The sequence below is a fragment of the Streptomyces sp. NL15-2K genome (assembly GCF_030551255.1).
Classification (GTDB): Bacteria; Actinomycetota; Actinomycetes; order Streptomycetales; family Streptomycetaceae; genus Streptomyces.
Map to the genome: position 1 here is coordinate 11,370,241 of NZ_CP130630.1, position 22,379 is coordinate 11,392,619.

Sequence of the window (22,379 nt, forward strand, 5' to 3'; positions counted from 1 at the left end):
CCAAGACGTCTTCTTCAGCTTAGGCGGGAAGGGGCACGGCCATGCCGGGAACCGGCCTCACACCGCGACGACCTTCAGTCCCGCCTCCTCGAACCGGCACAACGTCTCCGCATCGGCCGCCGTGTCCGTGACCAGCGTGTCCACCGCGTCGGCCGCACAGATCCGGGCGAAGGCCCGCCCGCCCAGCTTGCTGGAGTCCGCGGCGACGATCACACGCTCGGCCCGCTCGCACAGCAGCCGGTTGATCGCGGCCTCCGCCTCGTCATGGGCGGCGGCGCCGTGCGTGACGTCGAAGGCGACGACGCCGAGCACCGCCACGTCGATCGTGATCTGGCTCAGCACACCGTCCGCGAGCGGCCCGACGAGCTCGTACGACTGCGGGCGCGCCACCCCGCCGGTCAGCACGATCTTGAACTGCGGGCGTACCGCCAGCTCGTTGGCGATGTTCAGCGCGTTCGTGACGACGGTCAGCGCGGGGGAGCCCGACGCCAGGTCGCCGCGCACCGCCAAGGCGCGCGCAACCTCGGTGGTGGTCGTGCCGCCGGTCAGGCCCACCGCCTCGCCGGGCGCGACGAGGTCCGCGACCGCCTTGGCGATGCGCTGCTTCTCGGAGGCGCGGCGGGCTGTCTTGTAGCGCAGCGGCAGTTCGTACGACACGCCGTGCACGACCGCGCCGCCCCGGGTGCGCACGAGCATCTGCTGCTCGGCCAGCTGGTCGAAGTCGCGGCGGATCGTCGCCGCCGATACCCCCAGTTCGGCGGCCGCCTCCTCGACGTCCAGCCGGCCCCGCTCCACGAGCAGTTCCAGCAGCGCCTGCCAGCGGGCGTCGCGAGACATCCGCACCCTCCGTCCCTCGGTCGTCCGTCGATCCCCAGGCGACCCTAGCGCAACCGGCCCTTTGCGCGAATGCTTGATTGTGCTCGAAAGCTCGCTATATCTTGCATGAACAATCAGAACCGCAAGGGGAGGGGTACTTGCATGACGTACGTCGAGGACGAGCTGGCCAGCCAGCCCGAGTGCTGGACACGGGCAGCGGCGGAAGCGGGCGAACATGCCCGGGCACTGCCGGAGGCGGGGGAGCGGGTCGCGATCGTCGGGTGCGGCACCTCGTACTTCATGGCGCAGGCCGCGGCGGCGCTGCGCGAGGGGTCGGGCCAGGGCGAGACCGACGCCTTCGCCGCCTCGGAGTTCCCGTACGGCCGCCCGTACGACCGGGTCGTCGCCCTCACCCGCTCCGGCACCACCACCGAAGTCCTCGAACTGCTGGGGAAGGTGAGGGGCCGTACGCGGACGAGCGCCCTCACCGCCGATGCCGCCGCGCCGGTCACGGCGGCCGCCGACGATGTCGTCGTGCTCGACTTCGCGGACGAACGGTCCGTCGTGCAGACCCGGTTCGCGACCACCGCGCTGACCCTGCTCCGCGCCCACCTCGACCTGCACACCGACGACGTCGTCGCCGACGCCCGTACCGCGCTCGGCACTCCGCTGCCGGAAGGGCTCGTCGACCGCACGCAGTTCACCTTCCTCGGGCGCGGCTGGACCGTGGGGCTGGCCAACGAGGCCGGACTGAAGATGCGCGAGGCCTCCCTCGCCTGGACCGAGGCCTACCCGGCGATGGAGTACCGGCACGGCCCCATCAGCATCACCACCCGGGGCACCGCGACCTGGATGTTCGGCGAGGCACCGGACGGGCTGGCCGAACAGGTGCGGGGAACCGGCGGGTGGTGGGTGGCGGGCGGCCTCGACCCGCTCGCCGAACTGGTCCGCGCCCAGCGGCTCGCCGTCGCCGTCGCCGCGGCCCGCGGCCTGGACCCCGACCGCCCGCGCCACCTCACCCGCTCGGTGATCCTCGCGCCCTGACACTCCGGACACTCCGGGCAACCTCAGGAAAGGGAGAGGCCGTGCCCCTCGTCACCACCGGCGAACTCGTCACCCGCGCCGCCGCCGAACAGTCCGCCGTCCCAGCCTTCAACATCGTCACGCTGGAACACATCGAGGCCGTCATCGCCGGCGCCGAGTCCATGAACACGTCCGTCGTCCTCCAAGTCAGCGAGAACGCGGTCAAGTTCCGCTACGGACTACTGCTCCCGCTCGCCCGCGCGGCCGTCGCCGCCGCCGAACGCGCAGCCGTGCCCGTGGCTCTGCATCTGGACCATGTACAGAGCGACGACCTGCTGCGCCAGGCACCCGGCGCCGGATTCAGCTCCGTGATGTACGACGCGTCCCGCCTGCCGTACGCCGAGAACCTCGCCGCGACCTCGGCCGCCGCCGACTGGGCACACTCCCAAGGGCTCTGGATCGAAGCCGAGTTGGGGGAGGTGGGCGGCAAGAACGGCGAGCCGCCGCTGGACGCCCACGCTCCCGAGGCCCGCACCGACCCCGCCGAGGCCCGCGCCTTCGTCGCGGAGACCGGGGTCGACGCCCTCGCCGTCGCCATCGGCAGCGCGCACGCGATGACCACCCGCACCGCCACCCTCGACCACGACCTGCTCAAGCGACTGGCCGGGACGCTGGACGTACCGCTCGTCCTGCACGGCTCCTCGGGGGTGCCGGACGCCGAGCTGGCCGCGGCCGTCGCGGGCGGCATCACCAAGGTGAACGTCGGCACCGCCCTCAACATCGCCATGACAGACGCGATCCGCGAGTTCCTGGCCACCCACCCCGAGGCGGTCGACTCGCGCAAGTACCTGACCGTGGGCCGGGAGGCGATGGTGCGGGCGGTGGCCGGGGTGATCAGCGTACTCGCGTGACCGGAAAGCCCTGGCCGCCCTGATGACCGGAAAGGCCTGCCCACCCTGATGATTTCCCGCCACGCACGAGACCGAGCTCCACCTCGGCGAACCGCCCGCCGTGGCGAACGCTGCCCGAATTGTGGCAGCTGCACCTGTATGGGTACGACGCCGAGCTCGTCGTCGACGGCACCGCGCACGCGCGGGCTCGCGCGGCACCTCCCGGAGTCGCGCGGGCCGCGGGCGTCTCGCACACCCTCCTCCCGGGCACTGCGGGGCCCGGCTACTCCTTGACGGCCTTCAGCACCACGAACTTCGCATCGCTCGCCACGAGTCGGCTGTTGCCGAACAGCCGCCGCAACTTCACGTGGTACCCGAGGTGACGGTTGCCGATCACCCACAGCTCGCCGCCCGGCCCCAGCGCACGCCGCGCCCCGGAGAACATCCGCCACGCCGTCGCGTCCGTCGTCGTCTGGTGGGAGTGGAACGGCGGATTGGTCAGGGCGAGGTCGACGCTGCCGGCCGGCACCCCCGCCAGCCCGTCCCCGACCCGGAACTCGGCGTGTCCCGGCACGCCGTTCGCCTTGTACGTCGCCTCCGCCGAGGCCACGGCCTGGAACGACTCGTCCACGAACAGCACCTCGGCCTCGGGGTTGGCCAACGCGACCGCCGTACCGACGACGCCGTTGCCGCACCCGAGGTCCACGACCCGGCGGGTGCCCTTCGTGTCCGGCAGGTGCTGGAGGAAGAACCGGGTGCCGATGTCCAGGCGGTCGGCGCAGAAGACCCCCGCGTGGTTGACGACCGTGCGGCCGGAGACGGAGCCGATGCCGCCGGGGAGCGTGTAGGTGTAGGGCCAGGGATGGACACTCGGCTCCCGCTCCCGTGACGGCTCGGGCGTGCAGAAGATCAGCCGGGCCTTCTTCTCGGCGAGCGAGGTGCGGGTCGGGCCGAGGATCCGCTCGAACAGCCGCAGCGTCGAGGTGTGGATCTCCTTCACCATGCCGGTGCCGACGACGACCGTGCCCTCGTGCACCGCGGGCGCCAGCCGCAGCAACTGGTCCTCCAGGAGGGCCAGGCTCTTCGGCACGCGCACCAGCAGGACGTCCACGCGGTCGGGCGGCGGATCCTGGGTGGTGAGCAGCCGTACGGTGCCGGTCGCGACGCCGTTGCGGCCGAGGTTCGCCCGGGTCGCCTCCTGAGCGAGGAAGGAGTCGGTGATCTGCACCGGCCGGTGCGCCGCGAGCGCCGTGACCAGCGCGCCCCAGCGGTCACCGACCACCACGACCGTGCCGGACAGCGGGGTCCCCTGATCCGCGAGGTGCTTCAGCAGGTACTCGTCGGAGGCGTCCCAGGCACGCAGCCTCTCGCGCGGGTCCTCGGGGAAACGGGCCAGCGCGAGCTCGCCCCAGGGGGTCGTCATACGGTCGCTCATCGTGCGTCCAGGCTAGCTGAGCCGCAGATCAAGCCCATCGGGCAGGATGGGAACCATGGACGCCGAGCTGTTCCCCAGGCCCCCTACGGAGGTCGCGCCGGGCGCGGTGCACGTACCGGACTGGCTGGACGCGGACCGGCAGCGCGAGCTGGTGGAGGCCTGCCGCGTGTGGTCCCGCCCGCCGGCCGGGCTGCGGACGGTCCGCACACCCGGCGGCGGCACGATGACCGCCCGCCAGGTATGTCTGGGCCGGCACTGGTATCCGTACGCCTACACCCGCACGGTCGTCGACGGCGACGGTGCCCCCGTGAAGCCGTTCCCTCAGTGGCTGGGGGAGCTGGGCCGACGTGCGGTGAGGGACGCGCTGGGGGCGGAAGCCGCTCCGTACGACATCGCCCTGATCAACTTCTACGACGGCGACGCCCGCATGGGCATGCACCGCGACAGCGACGAGAAGTCGGACGCGCCGGTGGTGTCCCTGAGCCTCGGCGACACCTGCGTCTTCCGCTTCGGCAACACCGAGACCCGGACCCGCCCCTACACGGACGTCGAACTGCGCAGCGGCGACCTGTTCGTGTTCGGCGGCCCGTCCCGCCTCGCCTACCACGGCGTGCCCCGGGTCCACGCGGGCACCGCACCGCCGGAGTTGGGGCTGGCCGGGCGGCTGAACATCACGCTCAGGGTCAGCGGCCTCTAGGCCCTTTCGCCACATTCCCGCCTGCCCCGCGGCGCCATGCACGCTCCCCCACTGCCTTAAAGGCGTGGGAGGTGCCCCCACTCGCCGCACCGGGCACAGGCCCACGTACAACCAGTACGAGGGCCTGCGCCCGGCACTCCCACAGCCTTCGGCCGGGGGGACCCCCAGAGCACGCACCTACAGCGACACAAGCCGCTACCGCGGCGGGCGCGGGGCCCGCCCTTGGGGCGGACGACGGGAATGTGACGAAAGGGCCTAGGACGCCGGGGCCTGCGGATCATGGGAGACTCGCCCTCATGAGCGGGAAGGCGGACCCCCGGGCGGCGGGGGAAGGGACCACCTCGAGGACACGGCTGGACCGGGGGCGCGGTGCGCTCGGGCCCGCCTTGGAGCTCGTGCACACCGGTCGCGCGCCCACCCGCGCCGTGCTCACCGCCGAGCTGGGCGTCACCCGGGCCACCGCCGGCGCGGTCGCCGCCGAGCTGGAGGCGCTCGGGCTGATCCGGGTCGACGCCCGGCCCGGCGCGGGAGCCGGTTCGCAGGGACGCCCCTCGCACCGGCTCGCGGTCGCCGAGGACGGGCCCGTCGTCCTCGCCGCACAGGTGCACGCCGACGGGTTCCGGGCGGCCCTGGTCGGGCTGGGCGGCCGGATCGTCGCCACCGCGCCCGGCTGCGAGACCGTCGACGCCGACCCCGCGAAGGTCCTGGGGTCCGTGGTGGAGGCCGGGGCCGACCTGCTGCGCACGACCGGGCGGCGCTGCGTCGGCGCGGGACTCGCCGTGCCGTCCGCGGTCGCCGAACCGGACGGACTCGCGCTCAACCCCCTGCACCTGGCGTGGCCCGTCGGCGCGCCCGTGCGCCGCATCTTCGCGGAGTGCGTGCGCGCGGCCCAGATCACCGGACCGGCGTTCGCGGGCAACGACGTCAACCTCGCCGCGCTCGCCGAGCACCGGCACGGCGCGGGCCGTGGTGCCCGGGACCTGCTGTGCGTGGCCACCGGGCATCGCGGTGTCGGTGGCGCGCTGGTCCTTGACGGGCGCCTGCACACCGGCAGTTCGGGCCTGGCGCTCGAGGTCGGCCACCTCACCGTCAACCCCGAGGGCCGCCCCTGCCACTGCGGCAGCCGCGGCTGCCTCGACGTCGAGGCCGATCCGCTGGCCTTCCTCACCGCCGCGGGACGGGCCCCCGGCCCCGAGGTCTCCCTGGTCCAGCAGGCCGACGACCTGATCCGCGACCACTACGCCGACTCCGCCGTCCGCACCGCCGCCGAAACCCTGATCGACCGGCTGGGCCTGGGCCTGGCCGGCCTGGTGAACATCCTCAACCCGGACCGCATCATCCTCGGCGGCCTGCACCGCACCCTGCTCGACGCCGACCCGGACCGCCTGCGCGCGGTCGTCGCCGACCGCAGCCTGTGGGGGCAGAGCGGCGGCGTCCCCATCCTGGCGTGCACCCTGGACCACAACAGCCTGGTCGGCGCGGCGGAACTGGCATGGCAGCCGGTGCTGGACGATCCGCTCGGCGCGCTGGTGGCCTGAGCCACGAAGTAGTCTCGGGGGCATGCGGATCTCCGTTTCCTCCGACATGGACGAACCCGTGGCGCGCTCCCTCGTCACCCAGCTGCGCGACCGCGGCCACGACGTGGTGACCCACGGAGCGCTCGCTCCCGGCGACGACCCCCAGTGGGCCGCCTGCTCGGAGGCGGCCGCCCGAGAGGTCGCCGCGGGGACGGCCGACCAGGCGGTCGTGTGCTGCTGGACCGGCACCGGCGCCTCGATCGCCGCGAACAAGGTGCCGGGCGTGCGGGCGGCCCTGTGCGCGGACGCCTACACCGCGGACGGCGCCCGCCGCTGGAACGACGCCAACGTGCTGGCCCTCAGCCTCCGGCTGACGTCCGAACCACTCCTCAAGGAGATCCTCGACGCCTGGTTCGCCGCCGAGGCCAGCGAGGACGCGGAGGACCGGGAGAACGTGGCTCACGTGGGACGCCTCGACGTCGGTAGGAGTGCTTCCTAGGCCCCTCCCTTCCGTGAGTTCGGTGCCATCCCACTCCGGAAAAAGGTCACTGCCACTCCACGGCGAACGCCCGCCCCGGATTCTCTGTCAGGATGCGCCGCACCAGCTCCTCGCCCAAGGCGAGGGCGAGCCGTGGCCGCACCCCGTGGAGCAGGTACGGCATTCCCGGGCCGCCGTCCACCGAGCGGGCCGCCGCGCTCGTGGTGTCGGCGCCGAGCAGCAGACGGTCGCCGTGTCCCGCCTCGGCGAGCGCCCGTACGGCGTCCGGCATGCGCCAATCCGTGGCGTGGTGGGCGCGGGACGGGCCGTCGAAGGCGAGATGGCAGCCCGTCTCCGCGACCCGGCGGTGTGTCTCGATGTCGGGGGAGCGGTTGAGATGGCCCAGGATCACCCGGCGCGGCGGCACGCCCAACTCGCCGCACAGCAGCTCCAGTACGTCCAGGGCGCCGGTGCCCAGCTCCAGGTGGACGGCGATGGGCGCCCCCGTGGCGTGATGGGCCTCGGCCGCCGCGGTCATGGTCCAGCGGGCGTGCGCGTCGAGAGCGTGGAAACCGCCCGCGACCTTGATCAGGCCCGCGCGGACCCCCGACGTGCCGATGCCCTCGGTCAGTTCGGCGACGAAGACCTCGGCGAGCCTGCCGCGCAACGCGGCGAGCGTGTCGTCGTCGTAGTGCACGGCCTGGTGCAGTCCGGTCGCGGCGACGACGTGCACGCCGGTCTCCCGGGACAGCGGCGGCAGATCGGCGGCCCGCCGGCCCAGCCCGTACGGCGTCCACTGCACCACGCTGCCGCCGCCCAGCGCACGGAACGCGGCCAGCTCGGCGCGGGCCGCGCAGACGCTGTGCAATTCCTGGCCGGGCAACTGGGGACTGCCGAAGAACAGGTGGTCGTGCGCGTCGCACACCCCGAGGTCGTCGGGCAGTACGTCCCCGAGCACCGTACGGACCGTGCTCACCACTGCCGGCCCCGTGACAGGCGGTCGCGTCCCGGCGCCGACAGATGCAGGACCTCGAACACGTCGCCGTCCGCCTTGGGCGTCTCGTCCTCCCAGAGCGAGAAGTGGACCAGCTCCCAGCGACCGGTGTCCACGGCGGCCGCCGCGAGCACCGCGCCGTCCTCCCCGGCCAGCCGTGCGGTCTCGCCCACGGCGTCCTCCACGAAGGCCGCCAACTGCACGCCGTCCGGCACGGGTTGCCGACGCCGCACCGCCACCCTCGCGCGCGGGCCGACGGCGCCGCCCGCCTCGTACGCCACTCCCGTCCACTGCCGCACCGAGGGCCGCCCGAAGTCGTCGCTGAGCCTCTGAAAGGCGCCTCCCCAGAGGAAGGAATTCATCCCCTCCATGGTGTTCCACAGATAGAACGGCGCGTACTGGTTCACCGGCGAGCCGTGCGTGCCGCGCTCGCGCAACAGGTACGCCTTGAAGCCGAGCCCCTCCCAGTCGTCGAGCAGATGCCCGACGCGGGAGACGCGGCCGCGGATGATGTCCATGTCGTAGTCGGCGGGCAGGGTGAGTTCGTACTGCATGGCGTGCACGGGCATGAACTCCTTTACGAGGTAGGGGACTTCTGCGCGGCGAGCAGCGAGAGCAGCCCCCGGACGCCCACGTCGAACGCGGCGGGTGAACCGGAGGCGCGAGCGAGGACGTAGCCGCCCTGGACGGTGGACAGGACCGCCGCGGCGATCTCCTCGCCGTCCAGCGAGGGCGCGAACTGGCCCTGCTCCTTGCCCTCCTCGACGATCCCGGCGAGCCGTTCGCGGATCCAGTCCAGCGTCTCGTCGACGGGCGCGCGCAACGCGTCGTCCGCGATGACGTCCGGATCCATCGTCAGCCGGCCGATCGGGCAGCCGCGCAGCACGTCCCGCTCACGGCGCAGATAGGCCTCGATCCGCTCGTACGGCGTCCCCGGCCCGCCGAGTACTCCCTCGGCGGTAGCCCGCAGCTCCTGCGCCGTTCGCCGGATCGCGGCCAGGGCGAGGTCCGGCTTCCCCTTGAAGTGGTGGTACATGCTGCCCTGTCCGGCGCCCGCGCGCTCCAGGATGGCCTTGGGGCTGGTGCCCACGTAGCCGCGCTCCCACAGCAGCTCACGGGTGGACTCGATCAGTCGCTCCGAGGTGCTCATGCGCACACTGTACATACTAGTAGTTACAGAAGTCGAGCCTTTAGAAGCCCCCGAGGGAGCAGGGCAGACGCCACGGCGTACTCCCCAGGAGGTACGCCCACTGCCGCTGGCCGTACGACGACCCGGACCCCTCCCCGGCGGGAGTCTCGAGGCATCACCGGAAGTCCCACAAAGACCCACCTAGGAGATGACCCGAGATGCAGACCCTGGCGCACTGGGACGGCGGCCCCGGCCCGTGGATCCTGTTCTTCCCGCTGATCTGGGCGGCCGTCGTGATCGGCGTCGTCACCCTCCTGCGCCGCACCGTCGGGCGCGGCCGACGCGGACCGTGGCGCGCCATGGCCGACCCCCGACCGTCCGGCGACTCGCCGATCGCCGTGCTCGGCCGCCGCTTCGCCTCCGGCGAGATCGACGAGGACGAGTACTGGCGCCGGCTGTCCGTCCTGGACGAGCAGTTCGGCCCCGCGGCCAAGGGCGGTGCGGCATGACCGCGACAACCGCCACCGTGAGCACGCTGCCGGCCGCCCGGGTCGTCGACGCCGTGAAGGTGTACGGCACCGGCGACACCGCCGTGAGGGCCCTGGACGGGGTGAGCGTCGACTTTCCGGTCGGACGCTTCACCGCGATCATGGGGCCCTCGGGCTCCGGCAAGTCCACCCTGATGCACTGCGCGGCCGGACTCGACACCCTCACCTCGGGCGCCGCCCACATCGGCGACACCGAACTGGGCGCCCTCGACGACCGCCGCCTGACCCTGCTGCGCCGCGATCGCGTCGGATTCGTGTTCCAGGCGTTCAACCTGGTACCGACGCTGACCGTCGCCGAGAACATCCGGCTGCCGCTCGACCTCGCCGGCACCAAGGGCGACCCGGAGTGGATCGAAGCGCTGATCGACGTGGTCGGCCTGCGCGACCGGCTCCACCACCGGCCCTCCGAGCTCTCCGGCGGCCAGCAGCAACGCGTCGCCGTGGCCCGGGCGTTCGCCGGCCGGCCGGACGTCGTCTTCGCCGACGAGCCGACCGGCAACCTCGACTCCCGCTCCGGCGAGGAGGTCCTCGGGCTGCTCGGCCGCGCCGTACGCCAGACGGCCCGCACGGTCGTCATGGTCACCCATGACCCGGTCGCCGCCGCCCACGCCGACGAGGTCGTCTTCCTCGCCGACGGACGCCTGGTCGACCGGATGGACTCCCCGACCGCCGACAAGGTCCTGGACCGCCTGAAAGCCTTCGAGGTGCCCTCATGAACGCCTCCGTACGCCTGAGCGTGTCCTCCCTTCGCGCCCACAAGCGGCGCTTCGCCGGGACGTTCCTCGCGGTGTTCCTCGGCGTCGCCTTCCTCGCCGGGACGCTCGTCATGGGCGACACGCTGCGCGCCAGTTTCGACACCATGTTCGGCAACGCGACCAGCGGCACCGACGCCGTCGTCCGCAGCGCGGACGACATCACCACGCCGGGGGAGAGCCAGGGCGTGCGCCAGCCGGTCGACACCGACCTGGTGAAGGCCGTCGAACAGGTCCCCGGCGTCGCGGCCGCCGCGCCCAACATCGAGGGCGCGGGCCAGCTCGTGGGCGCGGGCGGCAAGCCCATCGGCGGCCAGGGCCCGCCCACCCTCGCCGGCAACTGGATCACCGACCAGGAACTCAACCCGTACCGGCTCGCCGAAGGCCGCGCCCCGGAGAAGTCCGGCGAGGTCGTCGTCAACCGCGGCACCGCCGAACGGGGCGACCTGAAGATCGGCGACACGACGACCCTGCGGACGCCCGACCCGGTCAAGGTGACGATCGTGGGCCTCGCGACCTTCGGCGGCGAGGACGGCATGGCCCAGGTGACCTTCACCGGCATGACCCGGGCCGACGCCGAGAAGTACCTCACGGCCCGGCCCGGGGAGGCGGCGAGCATCCAGGTGCGCGCCGGGCCCGGAGTGAGCGAGCAGGAACTGGTCGACCGGCTGACGCCCGTCCTGCCCAAGGGAGTCGAGGCCATCACCGGTCAGGAGTCGGCCGAGGAGAACACCGACATGATCTCCAGCCAGTTCCTGTCCCTCTTCACGACCTTCCTGCTCGTGTTCTCCGGCGTCGCCCTGCTGGTCGCGACCTTCTCCATCCACAACACCTTCGCGATCGTCGTGGCCCAACGCACCCGTGAGAACGCCCTGCTGCGGGCGCTCGGCGCCTCGCGTCGGCAGGTCACCGTCACCACTCTCGTCGAGGCGAGCGCCGTGGCCGTGATCGCCTCGGTGGCGGGCCTGGCAGGCGGCATCGGCATCGCCGCCGGACTGCAGGCACTCTTCCCTGCCATCGGATTCCCGTTCCCCGAAGGCGCCTTGGTGATCAGCGCCCTGTCCCTGGCGCTGCCGCTGGTGGTCGGCATCGTGGTCTGCCTCGGCTCCGCGCTGCTGCCCGCCGTGCGCGCCGGCCGCACCGCACCCCTGGCCGCACTGCGCGAGACGGCGGTCGACCAGTCCGGGGCCTCCCGCGTCCGCGCCGTCACGGGCCTGGGCCTCGCCGCCCTCGCGGTCGCCGTGACCCTCACCGGCGTCCTGGTGTCACCGTCCATCTGGCTGGCGGGAACGGGCGCGGTCCTGGCCCTGGTCTCCTTCGTGGTCCTGGGCCCGGTCGCCTCCACCTCGGCCGTACGTGTCCTCGGCGGCCCGCTCGACCGGCTGCGCGGCGTCACGGGCGGCCTCGCTCGGCGCAACGCCCTGCGCAGTCCGAAGCGGACGGCCGCGACCGCCAGCGCCCTGATGATCGGCGTGGCCGTGGTCTCGCTGTTCACGGTGTTCGGCGCCTCGCTGAAGGCGACCATGGACCAGACCGTGTCGCGTTCCTTCGCCGGCGACGTCGCCGTGAGCACCCCGTCGTTCGGCGCGGGCGGCAGCGGCCTGAGCCCTCGGCTCGCCGGAGCGGTCCAGCAACTGCCCGAGGTGGACACGGCCGTCGGACTCGGCCGCGGCGTCGCCGAGGTCGACGGCAAGGGACGGGCGCTGACCGTCACCGACCCGCTCGCACTGGAGCGCACCTTCGACCTCGGCAAGATCCAGGGCTCCCTGGACACTCTCGGCACCGACGGCCTCGCCGTCACCGAGAAGGAGGCCGACAAGCAGGGCCTGAAGACTGGTGACCAGGCGCACCTCACCTTCACCGACGGCAAGCGGGAGACCTTCACGGTCCGCGCGGTCTACGGCCAGTCCGAACTCGCCGGCGACTACGTCATCACCCGCGCCGCCTGGGCCCCGCACCGCACCCAGGACTCCGACACCCTCGTCGCCGTCTCCTTCAAGGACGGTGTGAGCACGGAGACAGGCAGGGCGGCGGTGGAGAAGGTGGCCGACCAATACGGCAACCCCGAGGTGCAGACCCGCGACGAGTACGCGCAGTCCTCGGCCGGCGGCATCGACATGATGCTCACGCTCGTCTACGCACTGCTCGCCCTCGCCGTGCTCATCGCGCTCCTCGGCATCGCCAACACCCTGACGCTGGCGATCCACGAGCGCACCCGCGAACTGGGCCTGCTCAGGGCCGTCGGCCAGACCCGGTCCCAACTGCGGGCCATGGTCCGCTGGGAGTCGGTCCTGGTCGCCGCCTTCGGCACGGTCGGCGGACTCGGCCTCGGCGCCTTCCTCGGCTGGGTGCTGGTGAAGGCCTCGGACGGCGCGAGCGACAGCGCGTTCGCCTTCGCGATGCCGCCCCTGCAACTCGCCGTGGTGGCGCTGGTGGGCCTCGCGGCGGGAGCCTTGGCGGGCGTGCGCCCGGCCCGGCGCGCGGCACGCTTGGATGTGCTGCGGGCGATCGCGACTGAGTAGGGGGGTAGGGCCCATCAACGCCCACTGTCCCAACGCGTCGGCCTTGAGGGAGCCGGAGGGGCGCGCCGCCTTGTGGGCTTGGGCCGGGCCCGGTGGGCGGCTCGCTTGGATGTGCTGCGGGCGATCGCGACTGAGTAGGGGGGTAGGGCCCATCAACGCCCACTGTCCCAACGCGTCGGCCTTGAGGGAGCCGGAGGGGCGCGCCGGTGTCGAGACGGCGAACGCGCGGAGGCGCGAAGCGCTGAGCACGATCGCCGTCTCGACACCGGCTAAGGCGCCCCGTAGGCGACCGAGCCAAAAAGCGGTGTCACCGCCCGGTCAGCCGGCAACGGCCGACCGGGCGGGAGCGGGTTCGGGCCTGCGCAGGTCGACCGCGTGCTCGACCTTCGCGAACCGGTGCGCGGGCTTCTCCGCGACCGTGCGCCGCAGCGGGCGCGCCGCACCCGCCCGCGTGGACGAGGGCGTGGGCAGGGTGAACCACACGACCTTGCCGGACTCGCCGTCCGGCCGCACGCCCCAGCTCTCGCTGACCGCGGCGACCATGGCGAGCCCGCGCCCGCAGGTGGCGAGCGCGTCGGCGTCCTTGGTGTCCTTGATGTCGGCCACGACCGGCAGACGCGGGTCGTGGTCGCGCACCGAGACCATGAGCCGGTCGAGCAGCAGCTCGATCTCCACGGTGCACGTCTTGTCGGGCTGGGCATGCCGGTGGACGTTGGTCAACAGCTCTGTCACACCGAGCGCGGCCCGGTCTATGAGGGGATCCAGATGCCAGTAGCGCAACTGCGCCGATACGATTCTGCGGACCTGGCCGATCCGCGACGGCAGGGCTTGGAGCTCCACCGTGCAGTGCCTGCTTGGGTGACTGATCACGGCTGCGACTCCCCGACGTAGAGGTCCGGAAGAACACGGAGTTCGGATCGATCCAGCAGAGTGCCTGCGTGACACGGCCGCCTGCTGTCGTGGCCGGCGGGCTGGTTCGCAGCGTTATCGCCGGTAAACCCAGAGTGACGTGAGACCAGCGTGGCTCAGGGGATGCGGTCCCGCAACTCGCGGTAGTTCAGTGAATACGCCCGCAGTTCAGCCGCTACGTCCCGCGGCCCTGCGTACGGCCTCGATGAACCGGCGTGCCGCGGGCGGCCCCGGCTCGCCCGGAGCGGGGTCGTGATCGCCCAGGGTCAGCAGGTACCGCTTGCCGTTGAGGTCCGCGAGCGCCCGGTCGTCGGGGGCGAACCAGGGCTTGGACGCACGCACCGCCTGCACCGGAGCGCTGTCGATCTCGCTGCCGTAACTGGTGAGCAGCTCGAGCCTGCCGCCGCTGATCCGGACCTGCCCCGCCCGGGTCAGCGAACGCAGCCGCTTGCCGATCCGCACGCCCGTGGCCCTGAACTCCGGCTCCGCCATGCTCTCCCGCCCCCTTGTGTGCGTCGGTGTGCCGACCCGCGCCCCCGCGTGGGCCGATGTCCGCTTCGTGTCCTGATCCAGTGTGCCCCCCGCTCGGGACCTTCGTCCCGTCGGGCAGTCTGCCCGCGACCGGCGTCGAGCACCAGTACGCACGACCGCCTCGCCGAGGGCGCCCGGAGCACTCGCGCGAATGCGCCCCCACCCTTGTGCGCCTGCCTGCCCCCAGGGGTGCCTTTGAGGCGCTCAAAGGTATGTTTATGCAGGTGAGGAGCGTGCGGAAGGTGTCTATGCTCGGTGTGTCGGCCGCGCGATCCGCCGTCGGCGCGCAGCCTAAGGAGCCCCGCCGTGAGTACGCCCCAAAGAACCCGGACCGGCGAAACCCTCGACGTCGACCACACTGACGCCGTCTACCGCGGCTGGCTGAAAGAAGCCGTCCGCAAGGTCCAGGCCGACGCCAACCGCTCGGCCGACACGCATCTGCTCCGCTTCCCGCTGCCGGAGAAATGGGGCATCGACCTGTATCTGAAGGACGAGTCGACCCATCCCACCGGCAGCCTCAAGCACCGCCTCGCCCGCTCGCTGTTCCTCTACGGCCTGTGCAATGGCTGGATCCGGCCCGGCCGCCCGGTGATCGAAGCGTCCAGCGGCTCGACGGCCGTGTCCGAGGCGTACTTCGCCAAGCTGATCGGCGTCCCCTTCATCGCCGTCATGCCGCGCACGACGAGCGCCGAGAAGATCCGCCTGATCGAGTTCCATGGCGGGCAGTGCCACTACGTCGACGACCCCCGCACGATGTACGAGGAGTCGTCCCGCCTCGCGGCGGACACCGGCGGCCACTACATGGACCAGTTCACCTACGCCGAACGGGCCACGGACTGGCGCGGCAACAACAACATCGCCGAGTCGATCTTCCGCCAACTGCGTCTGGAGCGCTTCCCGGAGCCCGCGTGGATCGTCGCCACGGCCGGCACCGGCGGCACCTCCGCGACCCTCGCGCGCTACGTCCACTACACGCAGCACGACACCCGGGTCTGTGTCGCCGATCCGGAGAACTCGTGTTTCTTCGAGGGCTGGACCACCGGCGATCCGGACGTCACCTGCGACTGGGGCTCGCGCATAGAGGGCATCGGCCGCCCCCGCATGGAGCCGAGCTTCGTGCCCGGCGCGATCGACCGGATGATGAAGGTCCCGGACGCGGCCAGCGTCGCCGCCGTACGGGCCCTGGAGCAGGCCATCGGCCGCAGGGCGGGCGGGTCCACGGGCACCGGGCTGTGGAGCGCGCTGAAGATCGTCGCCGAGATGGTGGCCGAAGGGCGGCAGGGGAGTGTGGTGACGCTGCTGTGCGACCCGGGCGACCGTTACCTGGACAAGTACTACTCGGACACCTGGCTCGCCGAACAGGGCCTGGACATCACGCCGTACACGGCGGCGATCGCCTCCCTGCTGGAGACGGGCGTCTGGCCGGACTGACTGGTGCTCGGCAGACAACGTCCGCCCCGTCGCGACGCCCGGCACGCCCGCTCGCCGCACCGGCCCGGAAGCCCAAGTACGTCCAGGCCCTTCGGGCAGACGCCGCCTTCCGCCCGGCACTCCCCCGGAGGGGCCCCAGAGCACGCACTGGACGCCGCTCCTTGGCGGGCGAACGTCGCCCGCGGGGGCACTACTGGGTGGCCAGCCGCCGGTCCAGTGAGGTGACGGCGTCCCGGAAGGCCCGCCCGAGTCCCGCACGGGCCAGGGTCAGCAGGAGACGGAACGGCGCCGTCCCGTCGGCGGCGAAGGTCCACCGCACCCGGGTGCCGGTGGCGGCCGGAGTCAGCCGCCACTCCTCGGCCAGCGCGCGGGCGCCCGGCGCGTTGGTCACGTCGACGCGATAGGCGTACACCTCGGGTTCCTCGGCGGCGAGGATCGTCTCCTGGAACCGCGTCCCGCCCTTGAGCCGGATCTCGCGTCGGGCGCCGTCCTCCAGCGGCCGGGCCAGCGTCACGGCAGCGAACCACTCGGTCCAGCCGGGCACGTCCTCGGCCAGCGCGCGGAAGACCGCATGGGGAGCCGCGGAGATCTCCCGCGCGAACACGAGCCGTACGGGCGCGGTCTCGACGAACTCGATTCCCACCGGGCGCAGACGGCGAGCCATGGGCGAGAACCCCCTGGGAGAAGCGGGCGGTTGACCGGGCAGCGTCACCTTAGCTGACGGTCAGTCACCTGTCTGTACCTCTTCGGGCTCACCGGCCACCACCAGCCGCCGCAGGTGCTCCGCCACCTCCGCACGCGCCTCGGCCGGCAACCCGGCGTCCGTCACCAGCGTGTCGACCTGCTCCAGCGCCGCGAACGAACTCAAGCCCACCGTGCCCCACTTGGTGTGGTCGGCGACCACCACGACCCGCCGCGCCGACTGCACCAGGCGGCGGTTGGTCTCGGCCTCCGCGAGGTTCGGCGTCGACAGGCCGGCCTCGACCGATATCCCGTGCACCCCGAGGAACAGCATGTCGAAGTGGAGTGCCGCGATCGCCTGATCGGCCACCGGCCCCACCAACGAGTCGGACGGGGTGCGCACCCCGCCCGTCAGCACCACCGTGGCCGCACCCTGCCGGGGACCGGAGGTGCGCTGCGCCGCGTGGAAGACGTCGGCCACCCGCACCGAGTTGGTGACGACGGTCAGGTCCGGCACGTCGACCAGCTGGTGCGCCAGCGCGTACGTCGTCGTGCCGCCCGACAGCGCGATCGCGCTGCCCGGCGCGACCAGCTCCGCCGCGGCCCGCGCGATGTCCTCCTTGGCGGTCAGCTCCAGGCCCGACTTGGCCTCGAAGCCCGGCTCGTGCGTACTCGCCTCGACCACCGGGACAGCGCCGCCGTGCACCTTCTCCAGCACGCCCTGCCGGGCGAGCGCGTCGAGGTCGCGCCGTACGGTCATGTCCGACACGCCGAGCTTGCGAGTGAGCTCGTTGACGCGGACGCCGCCGCGGCGCCGGACCTCGTCCAGGATCAGGGCGCGCCGCTGCTCCGCGAGGAGGTTCTGATTCTCGCTCACGTACGCTCCGGTCCTTTCGCCTCAAGCCGTCCGACACGCTCCCGCGCACCATCCCCCAACTCTCGACTTCGCTCGAGCCGGGGGGACCCCCATCCACGAGGAGATACTGCCCGTCCCCGGTGCGCGGACGTCCCATCCTTGCACGTGCCGGGGTGGGTGGCGGCACCGACTGTCCCGACGCGCGCATGTCACCCGGGCGACGCCCGAGTCACGGCAGTCACACGGATCGGGGAGATTCCGTGACGGGGGGTGTGCGCAGCGCGACTAACGGAGATCCTTGTGCCCGCACGGACAGATGCCGACGGCGCGTCACGGGGGAAGTGCGAAACAGTGGAACATGCGCAGGAACATGTCTCGACCGGTACGGCGCAGGACTGCGCCGTGCGGCCCGAGGAAGCCGGAACCGCCCTGGAACTCCTGGTCCACGGAGTGGGCGGCACCACGCCCGAGAAGATGCTCGACGATCCGCGCACGGTGCGCGTCACCGGCGACGACACGGCGGCGGTCTTCCGGCGCGCCGAGGATGTCGACGCGGAGACCAGACCGGACGACTACCGCGGCCGCCCGGTGCCCGAGGCGTACGTCTGGTCCAACCTCACCTCCGGCAACGGCACCCGCGCCCTGTGGCTGTTGCTGCTGCCGTTCATGGTGGTCAACCTCGCGCACTGGATGCGGCCCACCGCGCGGGGGCGCAAACGGACGGTACGCCTGTACGGACTGCTGGTGCGGCTCACGGCACTGACCCTGACCGTGCTGCTGGTCGCCGCCGCCTGTGAGGTCGCCCTCGACCTCGCGGCCTGGCAGTGCGCGGGTACGCACGCGTGCACCGAGCGGCACTCCTGGCTCGGCTTCCTGTCGCCCACCGTCTCGGACGACGGCTGGTGGAGCAGGCCCGGCCGCCGCCTCGCCCTCGCCGCGCTGGTGCCGGCCGCGCTCACGTGCCTGCTGTGGTACCTCTCCCACCGCACCTGGCGCGCGTACGAGTCCCAGCAGCCCCTGACCCACACCCCCGAGGCCGACGAAGAGACCACTCGCACCGCCCTCGGCCGACCCGGCTTCTGGTACGGACGCCGTCTGGTGGCCCGGCTGCGGGCCGCCCACACCGCCGCCGGACTGCTGACGGTCGCCGCGGCGGTCGGCACGTCGGCCGAACGCTTCGACCACCGCCCCGGCGGGCCCGCGCTGCTCGACGTCCTGGGCCGGCTGCTGGAGGCGGCGCTCGTCGCCGCCGCGGTGGCCGTGGTGGGGGTGGTCTGCCGCCGGGGCCGCAGCGAGAACCGCCTCGACCGGGAGCTCGACGCCCGCCTCGTACGCCAACTGCCGCTCGCCGCCCTTGTCCTGCTCGCCCTCTGCGCGGTCTACGCCTGCTGGGAGCGCCCGGGATGGGAGTCGGCCGGCCGGCTGCCGGGCGACATGAGCTTCGGTGCCATCGCCCTGTTCCAGGGCCTGCTGGTGATCGTCCTCGGAGCGGTCGCCCACGTGCTGCACCGCGCCCATCCCGATCAACGCGCCGCGATGCGCGGCCTGGGCGGACCCGCCGTCGCCATGCTGGCCTGCGCGCTCGGCGGGGTGATCTCCGGCGGCGTGTCCCAGCGTGTCGCCGACTGGCTGGACGGCACCGGCACGAACATCCCCGGCCCACCGGTCCTGCTGACCTGGCAGGCGTCCGTGATCCCGCCGCTGCTCGTCGTGCTGCTGGTGCTGTGCGGCTGGCTGGGACGGCGTGCCTGGGTCCTGCGCCGCGCCGAGATGGGCGCGGTGGAACGCGACTACTCCGGCGAGCCGAAGGACATGACCCGCACCCGCCGCATCGCGCGGACCCGCGCGATGGCGACGCTCACCGACCGGGCGCCCCGCATCGTCGCGGTCACCTCCGCCATGACCCTGCTGCTGGGCGCCGCGGCCCTGGTCGGCGCGATGATCACCGACAAGACTCCCGGTCAGGCCGCTGACGGGTCGTTCGCGTTCGTCGAGGGCGCGGCCGATACCGCACAGGCGCTGGGCTCCTGGCTGATCGGACTCGGGTTCATACTGCTCGTCACCTGGGGTCGGCGCGCCTACAAGGATGCCTCCGCGCGGCGGACCATCGGCATCCTCTGGGACGTCGGCACCTTCTGGCCGCGCGCCGCCCACCCCTTCGCCCCGCCCTGTTACGCCGAGCGCGCGGTGCCCGACCTGACCTGGCGGATGGCGACCTGGACCACGGCGACCGGCGGCCGCCTGGTGATCTCCGGGCACTCGCAGGGCAGCGTGCTCGCCGCCGCCGCGGCCTGGCAGCTCAAGCCGTCCGTCCGCAAACGCGTCGCGCTGCTGACCTACGGCTCACCGCTGGAGCGCCTCTACGGCCGCTGGTTCCCCGCCCACTTCGGCCCGGCCGCGCTCAGCGCCCTGCACCACGACGTCGACTGCTGGCGCAACCTGCACCGGCGCACCGACCCCATCGGCGGCCCCGTCCGACTGTCCGGCGACTGCGGCCCCGAGGTGGACCGGGAAGCGCTCAAGGATCCCCTGGCATACGGCCGCACCGATCAGCATCCGCTGCCGGCCCCCATCCTCGGCCACTCCGACTACCAGGCGGACCCGGCCTTCGCCGAGGAACGGCAACGGCTGCTGGCCCGGCTGCGGTCGGAGGTCCCGGCGCCGCGGCACGAGGGAGAGGGTCACGGCAGCGCCGGCAGATCCTCCGCGTAGAGCAGCGTCAGGTCGTCGGTGCTCGGGTCGTCGAACTGGGCGACACGGCTCGCGTGCCGCTCCACCATCGCCTCGAAGGTCTGCCGGGCGGTGCGGCCGTTGCCGAAGGCCGGTCCCTTGGGGATCGCCGTGAAGTACTTCAGCAGGGCCTCCGTCGCGCCAGGCGCCAGCCGGTATTCGTGCTCCTCGGCCTGCTGTTCCACGATCCGCAGCAGTTCCTCCGGGCCGTAGTCGCTGAAGGTGATGGTCCGGGAGAAGCGGGAGGCGACACCCGGGTTGACCGAAAGGAACCGTTCCATCTCGGCCGTGTAGCCCGCGACGATCACCACGACCGCGTCCCGGTGGTCCTCCATCAGCTTCACCAGCGTGTCGATGGCCTCCTTGCCGAAGTCGCGGCCCGAATCCTCCGGCGACAGCGCGTACGCCTCGTCGATGAACAGCACACCGCCGCGCGCCTTGTCGAAGGCCTCCTGGGTGCGGATCGCCGTGGAACCGATGTGCTCGCCCACCAGGTCGACCCGGGAGACCTCGACGAGATGGCCCTTCTCCAGAACACCGAGGGAGGCGAGGATCTCGCCGTAGAGACGGGCGACCGTCGTCTTGCCGGTGCCGGGGGAGCCTGTGAAGACCAAATGGCGCTTGACCGACGCCGCCTTCAGGCCCGCCTGCTGCCGGCGCCGGCCGACCTCGATCATGTCGGTGAGCGCCCGCACCTCGCGCTTGACGCTGTCCAGGCCCACCAACGCGTCCAGTTCACCGAGCACGGCCTTCGAGTTCCGCGTCGGCTGCTCCGGCTCCGCGGGCACCACCAGCGGCTCCTGCTCGGTGCTGCGCTGACCGGGAATCGAGCCCAGCAGGCCGGGGGAGCGGCCCACCGTCTGAACGGCGGTCTCCGTCGCGGCCGGCCGGCGCACGCCCGCGCTCTCGTCGCTCGTGCAGTCCTCGACCACGGGGCCCGCCCCGGACGCCGCGTCCGGGCCGCCGTCCGCGAACTCGTACCCGCCGCGCGCGCACCGCTCCGTACGGCACTTCTTCAGCGTCGCACGGCAGCCGTCGATCATATGGAAGCCGTAACCGCCGCTTCCCGTCACCCGGCAGTTCAGGAAGCTGCCCCGGCCGCCCGCCGAGACGTAGAAGCCCGCTTCGGCGGGGGAGTCGACCGTGCAGCGCTCTATCGTCGGGTCGGCGCCCTTGGTGACGATCACGCCGGTCTGTGTGGCGTCCACCGTGCAGTTGTTGAGGGTGCCGCCGCTGCCGTGGTCGCGGAACCAGGCGCCCGTCGCCGCGTCCCGGATCCGGCAGTCGTCCAGCTGCGCGGTGGCGCCGTCGCTCACCGACACCGCCGTGTTGCGCACCTGCGACAGGTCGCTGTCGACGACGTCGGCGCGCGAGCCGCGGTCGAGGACGAACAGGGCGTCCGGCACGTCGTGCACCCGGCAGGAGTCCAGTACGGCCGTGGCGCCGTCGCTGACCCAGACGGCCGGGTAGTCGCCCGTGCTGTCGAAGATCTCGCACTGGTTGGCGTCCACGCGCGTGCCCGGATCCCACACCGACAGGCCGTTGCGCCCGAACCGGCGCACCGTCGTCCGGGTCAGGGTGAGGACGGAACGGGAGCGCAGGTCGACCGCGTTCTCCGGGATGTCGTGGATACGGCAGTCGGCCAGCGTCAGCACCGCGTCCGTGTCGAGCGTGACGCCGTCGGCGGTGGTGCGGTGCACATCGCAGTCGGTGAGGTGCGCGGTGGCCCGGGCGGTGACCTGGACGCCGCTGCCCCGGACCTCGTAGACCTCGCAACCCACCGCTTCCAGCGCGGAGTTCTCGCCGGTCGCCGACAGTCCCACGCCCGAGGCATGATGCACCCGGCAGCGCTCCAGCCGGGGGTGCGCGCCCCCGCGCACGGCGACGCCGGCCTGGCCGGCCGCGACGATCTCGCACTCCTCGAACACGCCGCCCCCGCCGTCGAGTACGGCGATGCCGATGCCGGCCGGGTTGTCGACGGTGCAGCGCCGCACGGTCGGCCGCGCGCCGCCGCGCACCTCGATCCCGGCCGCCGACCGTGTGACGATGCGGATGTCCGTGAGCTCCGGTGTGCCCTCCTCGACGAGCAGGGCGGGCGCGGCCGCGTCCTGGCCCTCCACGTGCAGGTCTTGAACCACCGCCGAGGCGCACACGGTCAGCGGCACCCCGTCCATGGGCGCGATCCGCACGGAGCCGGGTGAGCCCTCGGGGCCGCGCAGGGTCACCGCCCGCTGTACGACGAGGTTCTCCCGGTAGGTGCCGGGGGCGACGGTGAGGACGTCGCCGTCGGCCGCGGCCTCCAGGGCGGCGGCGAGCGATGCGTACTCACCCGTGCGGCGCCGCCACCTCGATGTGCCGGTGTGCGTCACCTGGACCGTGCCCTGTGCCATGGCGTTGCTGTGCCCCCACCTCGTGGTTCTCATGGTTCGCTTGCCTTCGG

General features: G+C 72.6%; 20 protein-coding genes. 10 read left to right on the top strand and 10 right to left on the bottom strand.

Going from position 1 to position 22,379, the window contains the following annotated elements; translation table 11 throughout:
• Nucleotides 1-57: 57 nt before the first annotated feature.
• The gene (locus tag Q4V64_RS49670; RefSeq protein ID WP_124444788.1) at nucleotides 58-837 is read right to left on the bottom strand and encodes a DeoR/GlpR family DNA-binding transcription regulator; all 780 of its coding nucleotides are present in this window, start codon (nucleotides 835-837) and stop codon (nucleotides 58-60) included.
• 141 nt (nucleotides 838-978) lie between these two features.
• Here Q4V64_RS49670 and Q4V64_RS49675 point away from each other — a divergent pair, with 141 nt between their 5' ends.
• Together Q4V64_RS49675 and Q4V64_RS49680 are read left to right on the top strand one after the other, a co-directional pair.
• Nucleotides 979-1,860 (top strand): sugar isomerase, encoded by an 882-nt coding sequence (locus tag Q4V64_RS49675; protein ID WP_124444789.1) that lies wholly within the window; start codon nucleotides 979-981, stop codon nucleotides 1,858-1,860.
• Between the two features lie 41 nt (nucleotides 1,861-1,901).
• The gene (locus Q4V64_RS49680) at nucleotides 1,902-2,750 is read left to right on the top strand and encodes a class II fructose-bisphosphate aldolase (RefSeq protein ID WP_124444790.1); all 849 of its coding nucleotides are present in this window, start codon (nucleotides 1,902-1,904) and stop codon (nucleotides 2,748-2,750) included.
• A gap of 262 nt (nucleotides 2,751-3,012) precedes the next feature.
• Here the strand turns inward: Q4V64_RS49680 and Q4V64_RS49685 are convergent, their stop codons facing one another.
• Nucleotides 3,013-4,152: a methyltransferase gene (locus Q4V64_RS49685; protein ID WP_124444791.1), complete on the bottom strand. Its 1,140-nt coding sequence runs from the start codon at nucleotides 4,150-4,152 to the stop codon at nucleotides 3,013-3,015.
• Between the two features lie 67 nt (nucleotides 4,153-4,219).
• Here Q4V64_RS49685 and Q4V64_RS49690 point away from each other — a divergent pair, with 67 nt between their 5' ends.
• The 3 genes from Q4V64_RS49690 to Q4V64_RS49700 all read left to right on the top strand — a co-directional run bounded on the left by Q4V64_RS49690 (nucleotide 4,220) and on the right by Q4V64_RS49700 (nucleotide 6,877).
• Nucleotides 4,220-4,861, top strand: a complete 642-nt coding sequence (locus Q4V64_RS49690) for an alpha-ketoglutarate-dependent dioxygenase AlkB (protein ID WP_124444792.1) — start codon at nucleotides 4,220-4,222, stop codon at nucleotides 4,859-4,861.
• A 296-nt stretch (nucleotides 4,862-5,157) separates the two neighbouring features.
• The gene (locus Q4V64_RS49695) at nucleotides 5,158-6,399 is read left to right on the top strand and encodes an ROK family protein (protein WP_124444793.1); all 1,242 of its coding nucleotides are present in this window, start codon (nucleotides 5,158-5,160) and stop codon (nucleotides 6,397-6,399) included.
• Nucleotides 6,400-6,421: 22 nt separating this feature from the next.
• Nucleotides 6,422-6,877, top strand: a complete 456-nt coding sequence (locus Q4V64_RS49700) for an RpiB/LacA/LacB family sugar-phosphate isomerase (protein WP_124444794.1) — start codon at nucleotides 6,422-6,424, stop codon at nucleotides 6,875-6,877.
• A gap of 46 nt (nucleotides 6,878-6,923) precedes the next feature.
• Here Q4V64_RS49700 and Q4V64_RS49705 read toward each other — a convergent pair whose 3' ends face one another.
• The 3 genes from Q4V64_RS49705 to Q4V64_RS49715 are packed head-to-tail and all read right to left on the bottom strand — an operon-like array spanning nucleotide 6,924 to nucleotide 9,015.
• Nucleotides 6,924-7,832 carry a phosphotriesterase gene (locus tag Q4V64_RS49705; RefSeq protein WP_124444795.1) on the bottom strand — a complete coding sequence of 303 codons (909 nt, stop codon included), beginning with the start codon at nucleotides 7,830-7,832 and terminating at the stop codon, nucleotides 6,924-6,926.
• Entirely contained in the window at nucleotides 7,829-8,413 is a 585-nt protein-coding gene (locus Q4V64_RS49710) for a DUF4865 family protein (RefSeq protein ID WP_124444825.1), read from the bottom strand. Before Q4V64_RS49710 ends, Q4V64_RS49705 begins: the two co-directional genes overlap by 4 nt.
• Before the next feature lie 14 nt (nucleotides 8,414-8,427).
• Complete coding sequence (locus Q4V64_RS49715) at nucleotides 8,428-9,015, bottom strand: TetR/AcrR family transcriptional regulator (RefSeq protein WP_124444796.1); 588 nt, start codon at nucleotides 9,013-9,015, stop codon at nucleotides 8,428-8,430.
• A 182-nt stretch (nucleotides 9,016-9,197) separates the two neighbouring features.
• Between Q4V64_RS49715 and Q4V64_RS49720 the strand changes: the two genes are divergently transcribed.
• The 3 genes from Q4V64_RS49720 to Q4V64_RS49730 are packed head-to-tail and all read left to right on the top strand — an operon-like array spanning nucleotide 9,198 to nucleotide 12,801.
• Nucleotides 9,198-9,488, top strand: a complete 291-nt coding sequence (locus Q4V64_RS49720) for an SHOCT domain-containing protein (protein WP_124444797.1) — start codon at nucleotides 9,198-9,200, stop codon at nucleotides 9,486-9,488.
• The gene (locus Q4V64_RS49725) at nucleotides 9,485-10,243 is read left to right on the top strand and encodes an ABC transporter ATP-binding protein (RefSeq protein ID WP_124444798.1); all 759 of its coding nucleotides are present in this window, start codon (nucleotides 9,485-9,487) and stop codon (nucleotides 10,241-10,243) included. Before Q4V64_RS49720 ends, Q4V64_RS49725 begins: the two co-directional genes overlap by 4 nt.
• A complete protein-coding gene (locus tag Q4V64_RS49730; RefSeq protein WP_124444799.1) occupies nucleotides 10,240-12,801 on the top strand; it encodes an ABC transporter permease in 2,562 nt (853 codons plus the stop codon). The genes Q4V64_RS49725 and Q4V64_RS49730 overlap by 4 nt, the downstream gene beginning before the upstream one ends.
• Nucleotides 12,802-13,119: 318 nt before the next feature.
• On the opposite strand, the gene Q4V64_RS49735 is transcribed toward Q4V64_RS49730, so the two are convergent.
• Nucleotides 13,120-13,671 (bottom strand): ATP-binding protein, encoded by a 552-nt coding sequence (locus Q4V64_RS49735; RefSeq protein WP_124444800.1) that lies wholly within the window; start codon nucleotides 13,669-13,671, stop codon nucleotides 13,120-13,122.
• A gap of 207 nt (nucleotides 13,672-13,878) precedes the next feature.
• Nucleotides 13,879-14,202, bottom strand: coding sequence for a hypothetical protein (locus Q4V64_RS49740; RefSeq protein WP_124444801.1), 324 nt, complete (start codon nucleotides 14,200-14,202; stop codon nucleotides 13,879-13,881).
• Nucleotides 14,203-14,547: 345 nt separating this feature from the next.
• Between Q4V64_RS49740 and Q4V64_RS49745 the strand changes: the two genes are divergently transcribed.
• Nucleotides 14,548-15,672: a PLP-dependent cysteine synthase family protein gene (locus Q4V64_RS49745; protein ID WP_124444802.1), complete on the top strand. Its 1,125-nt coding sequence runs from the start codon at nucleotides 14,548-14,550 to the stop codon at nucleotides 15,670-15,672.
• Nucleotides 15,673-15,862: 190 nt separating this feature from the next.
• Here Q4V64_RS49745 and Q4V64_RS49750 read toward each other — a convergent pair whose 3' ends face one another.
• Both Q4V64_RS49750 and Q4V64_RS49755 read right to left on the bottom strand, forming a co-directional pair.
• Nucleotides 15,863-16,336 carry an SRPBCC family protein gene (locus tag Q4V64_RS49750; RefSeq protein WP_124444803.1) on the bottom strand — a complete coding sequence of 158 codons (474 nt, stop codon included), beginning with the start codon at nucleotides 16,334-16,336 and terminating at the stop codon, nucleotides 15,863-15,865.
• 60 nt (nucleotides 16,337-16,396) lie between these two features.
• A complete protein-coding gene (locus tag Q4V64_RS49755; protein ID WP_124444804.1) occupies nucleotides 16,397-17,230 on the bottom strand; it encodes a DeoR/GlpR family DNA-binding transcription regulator in 834 nt (277 codons plus the stop codon).
• Between the two features lie 330 nt (nucleotides 17,231-17,560).
• On the opposite strand from Q4V64_RS49755, the gene Q4V64_RS49760 reads away from it, so the two are divergent.
• Nucleotides 17,561-19,921 carry a hypothetical protein gene (locus tag Q4V64_RS49760; protein ID WP_124444805.1) on the top strand — a complete coding sequence of 787 codons (2,361 nt, stop codon included), beginning with the start codon at nucleotides 17,561-17,563 and terminating at the stop codon, nucleotides 19,919-19,921.
• Here the strand turns inward: Q4V64_RS49760 and Q4V64_RS49765 are convergent.
• A complete protein-coding gene (locus Q4V64_RS49765) occupies nucleotides 19,891-22,329 on the bottom strand; it encodes a right-handed parallel beta-helix repeat-containing protein (protein ID WP_124444826.1) in 2,439 nt (812 codons plus the stop codon). The genes Q4V64_RS49760 and Q4V64_RS49765 overlap by 31 nt on opposite strands.
• Nucleotides 22,330-22,379: the final 50 nt, after the last annotated feature.

Coding starts and splice junctions, on each gene's coding strand:
- Q4V64_RS49670 (WP_124444788.1), bottom strand. CDS start 837: ATGTCTCGCGACGCCCGCTGGCAGGCGCTGCTGGAACTGCTCGTGGAG.
- Q4V64_RS49675 (WP_124444789.1), top strand. CDS start 979: ATGACGTACGTCGAGGACGAGCTGGCCAGCCAGCCCGAGTGCTGGACA.
- Q4V64_RS49685 (WP_124444791.1), bottom strand. CDS start 4,152: ATGACGACCCCCTGGGGCGAGCTCGCGCTGGCCCGTTTCCCCGAGGAC.
- Q4V64_RS49690 (WP_124444792.1), top strand. CDS start 4,220: ATGGACGCCGAGCTGTTCCCCAGGCCCCCTACGGAGGTCGCGCCGGGC.
- Q4V64_RS49695 (WP_124444793.1), top strand. CDS start 5,158: ATGAGCGGGAAGGCGGACCCCCGGGCGGCGGGGGAAGGGACCACCTCG.
- Q4V64_RS49700 (WP_124444794.1), top strand. CDS start 6,422: ATGCGGATCTCCGTTTCCTCCGACATGGACGAACCCGTGGCGCGCTCC.
- Q4V64_RS49715 (WP_124444796.1), bottom strand. CDS start 9,015: ATGTACAGTGTGCGCATGAGCACCTCGGAGCGACTGATCGAGTCCACC.
- Q4V64_RS49720 (WP_124444797.1), top strand. CDS start 9,198: ATGCAGACCCTGGCGCACTGGGACGGCGGCCCCGGCCCGTGGATCCTG.
- Q4V64_RS49725 (WP_124444798.1), top strand. CDS start 9,485: ATGACCGCGACAACCGCCACCGTGAGCACGCTGCCGGCCGCCCGGGTC.
- Q4V64_RS49730 (WP_124444799.1), top strand. CDS start 10,240: ATGAACGCCTCCGTACGCCTGAGCGTGTCCTCCCTTCGCGCCCACAAG.
- Q4V64_RS49740 (WP_124444801.1), bottom strand. CDS start 14,202: ATGGCGGAGCCGGAGTTCAGGGCCACGGGCGTGCGGATCGGCAAGCGG.
- Q4V64_RS49750 (WP_124444803.1), bottom strand. CDS start 16,336: ATGGCTCGCCGTCTGCGCCCGGTGGGAATCGAGTTCGTCGAGACCGCG.
- Q4V64_RS49765 (WP_124444826.1), bottom strand. CDS start 22,329: ATGGCACAGGGCACGGTCCAGGTGACGCACACCGGCACATCGAGGTGG.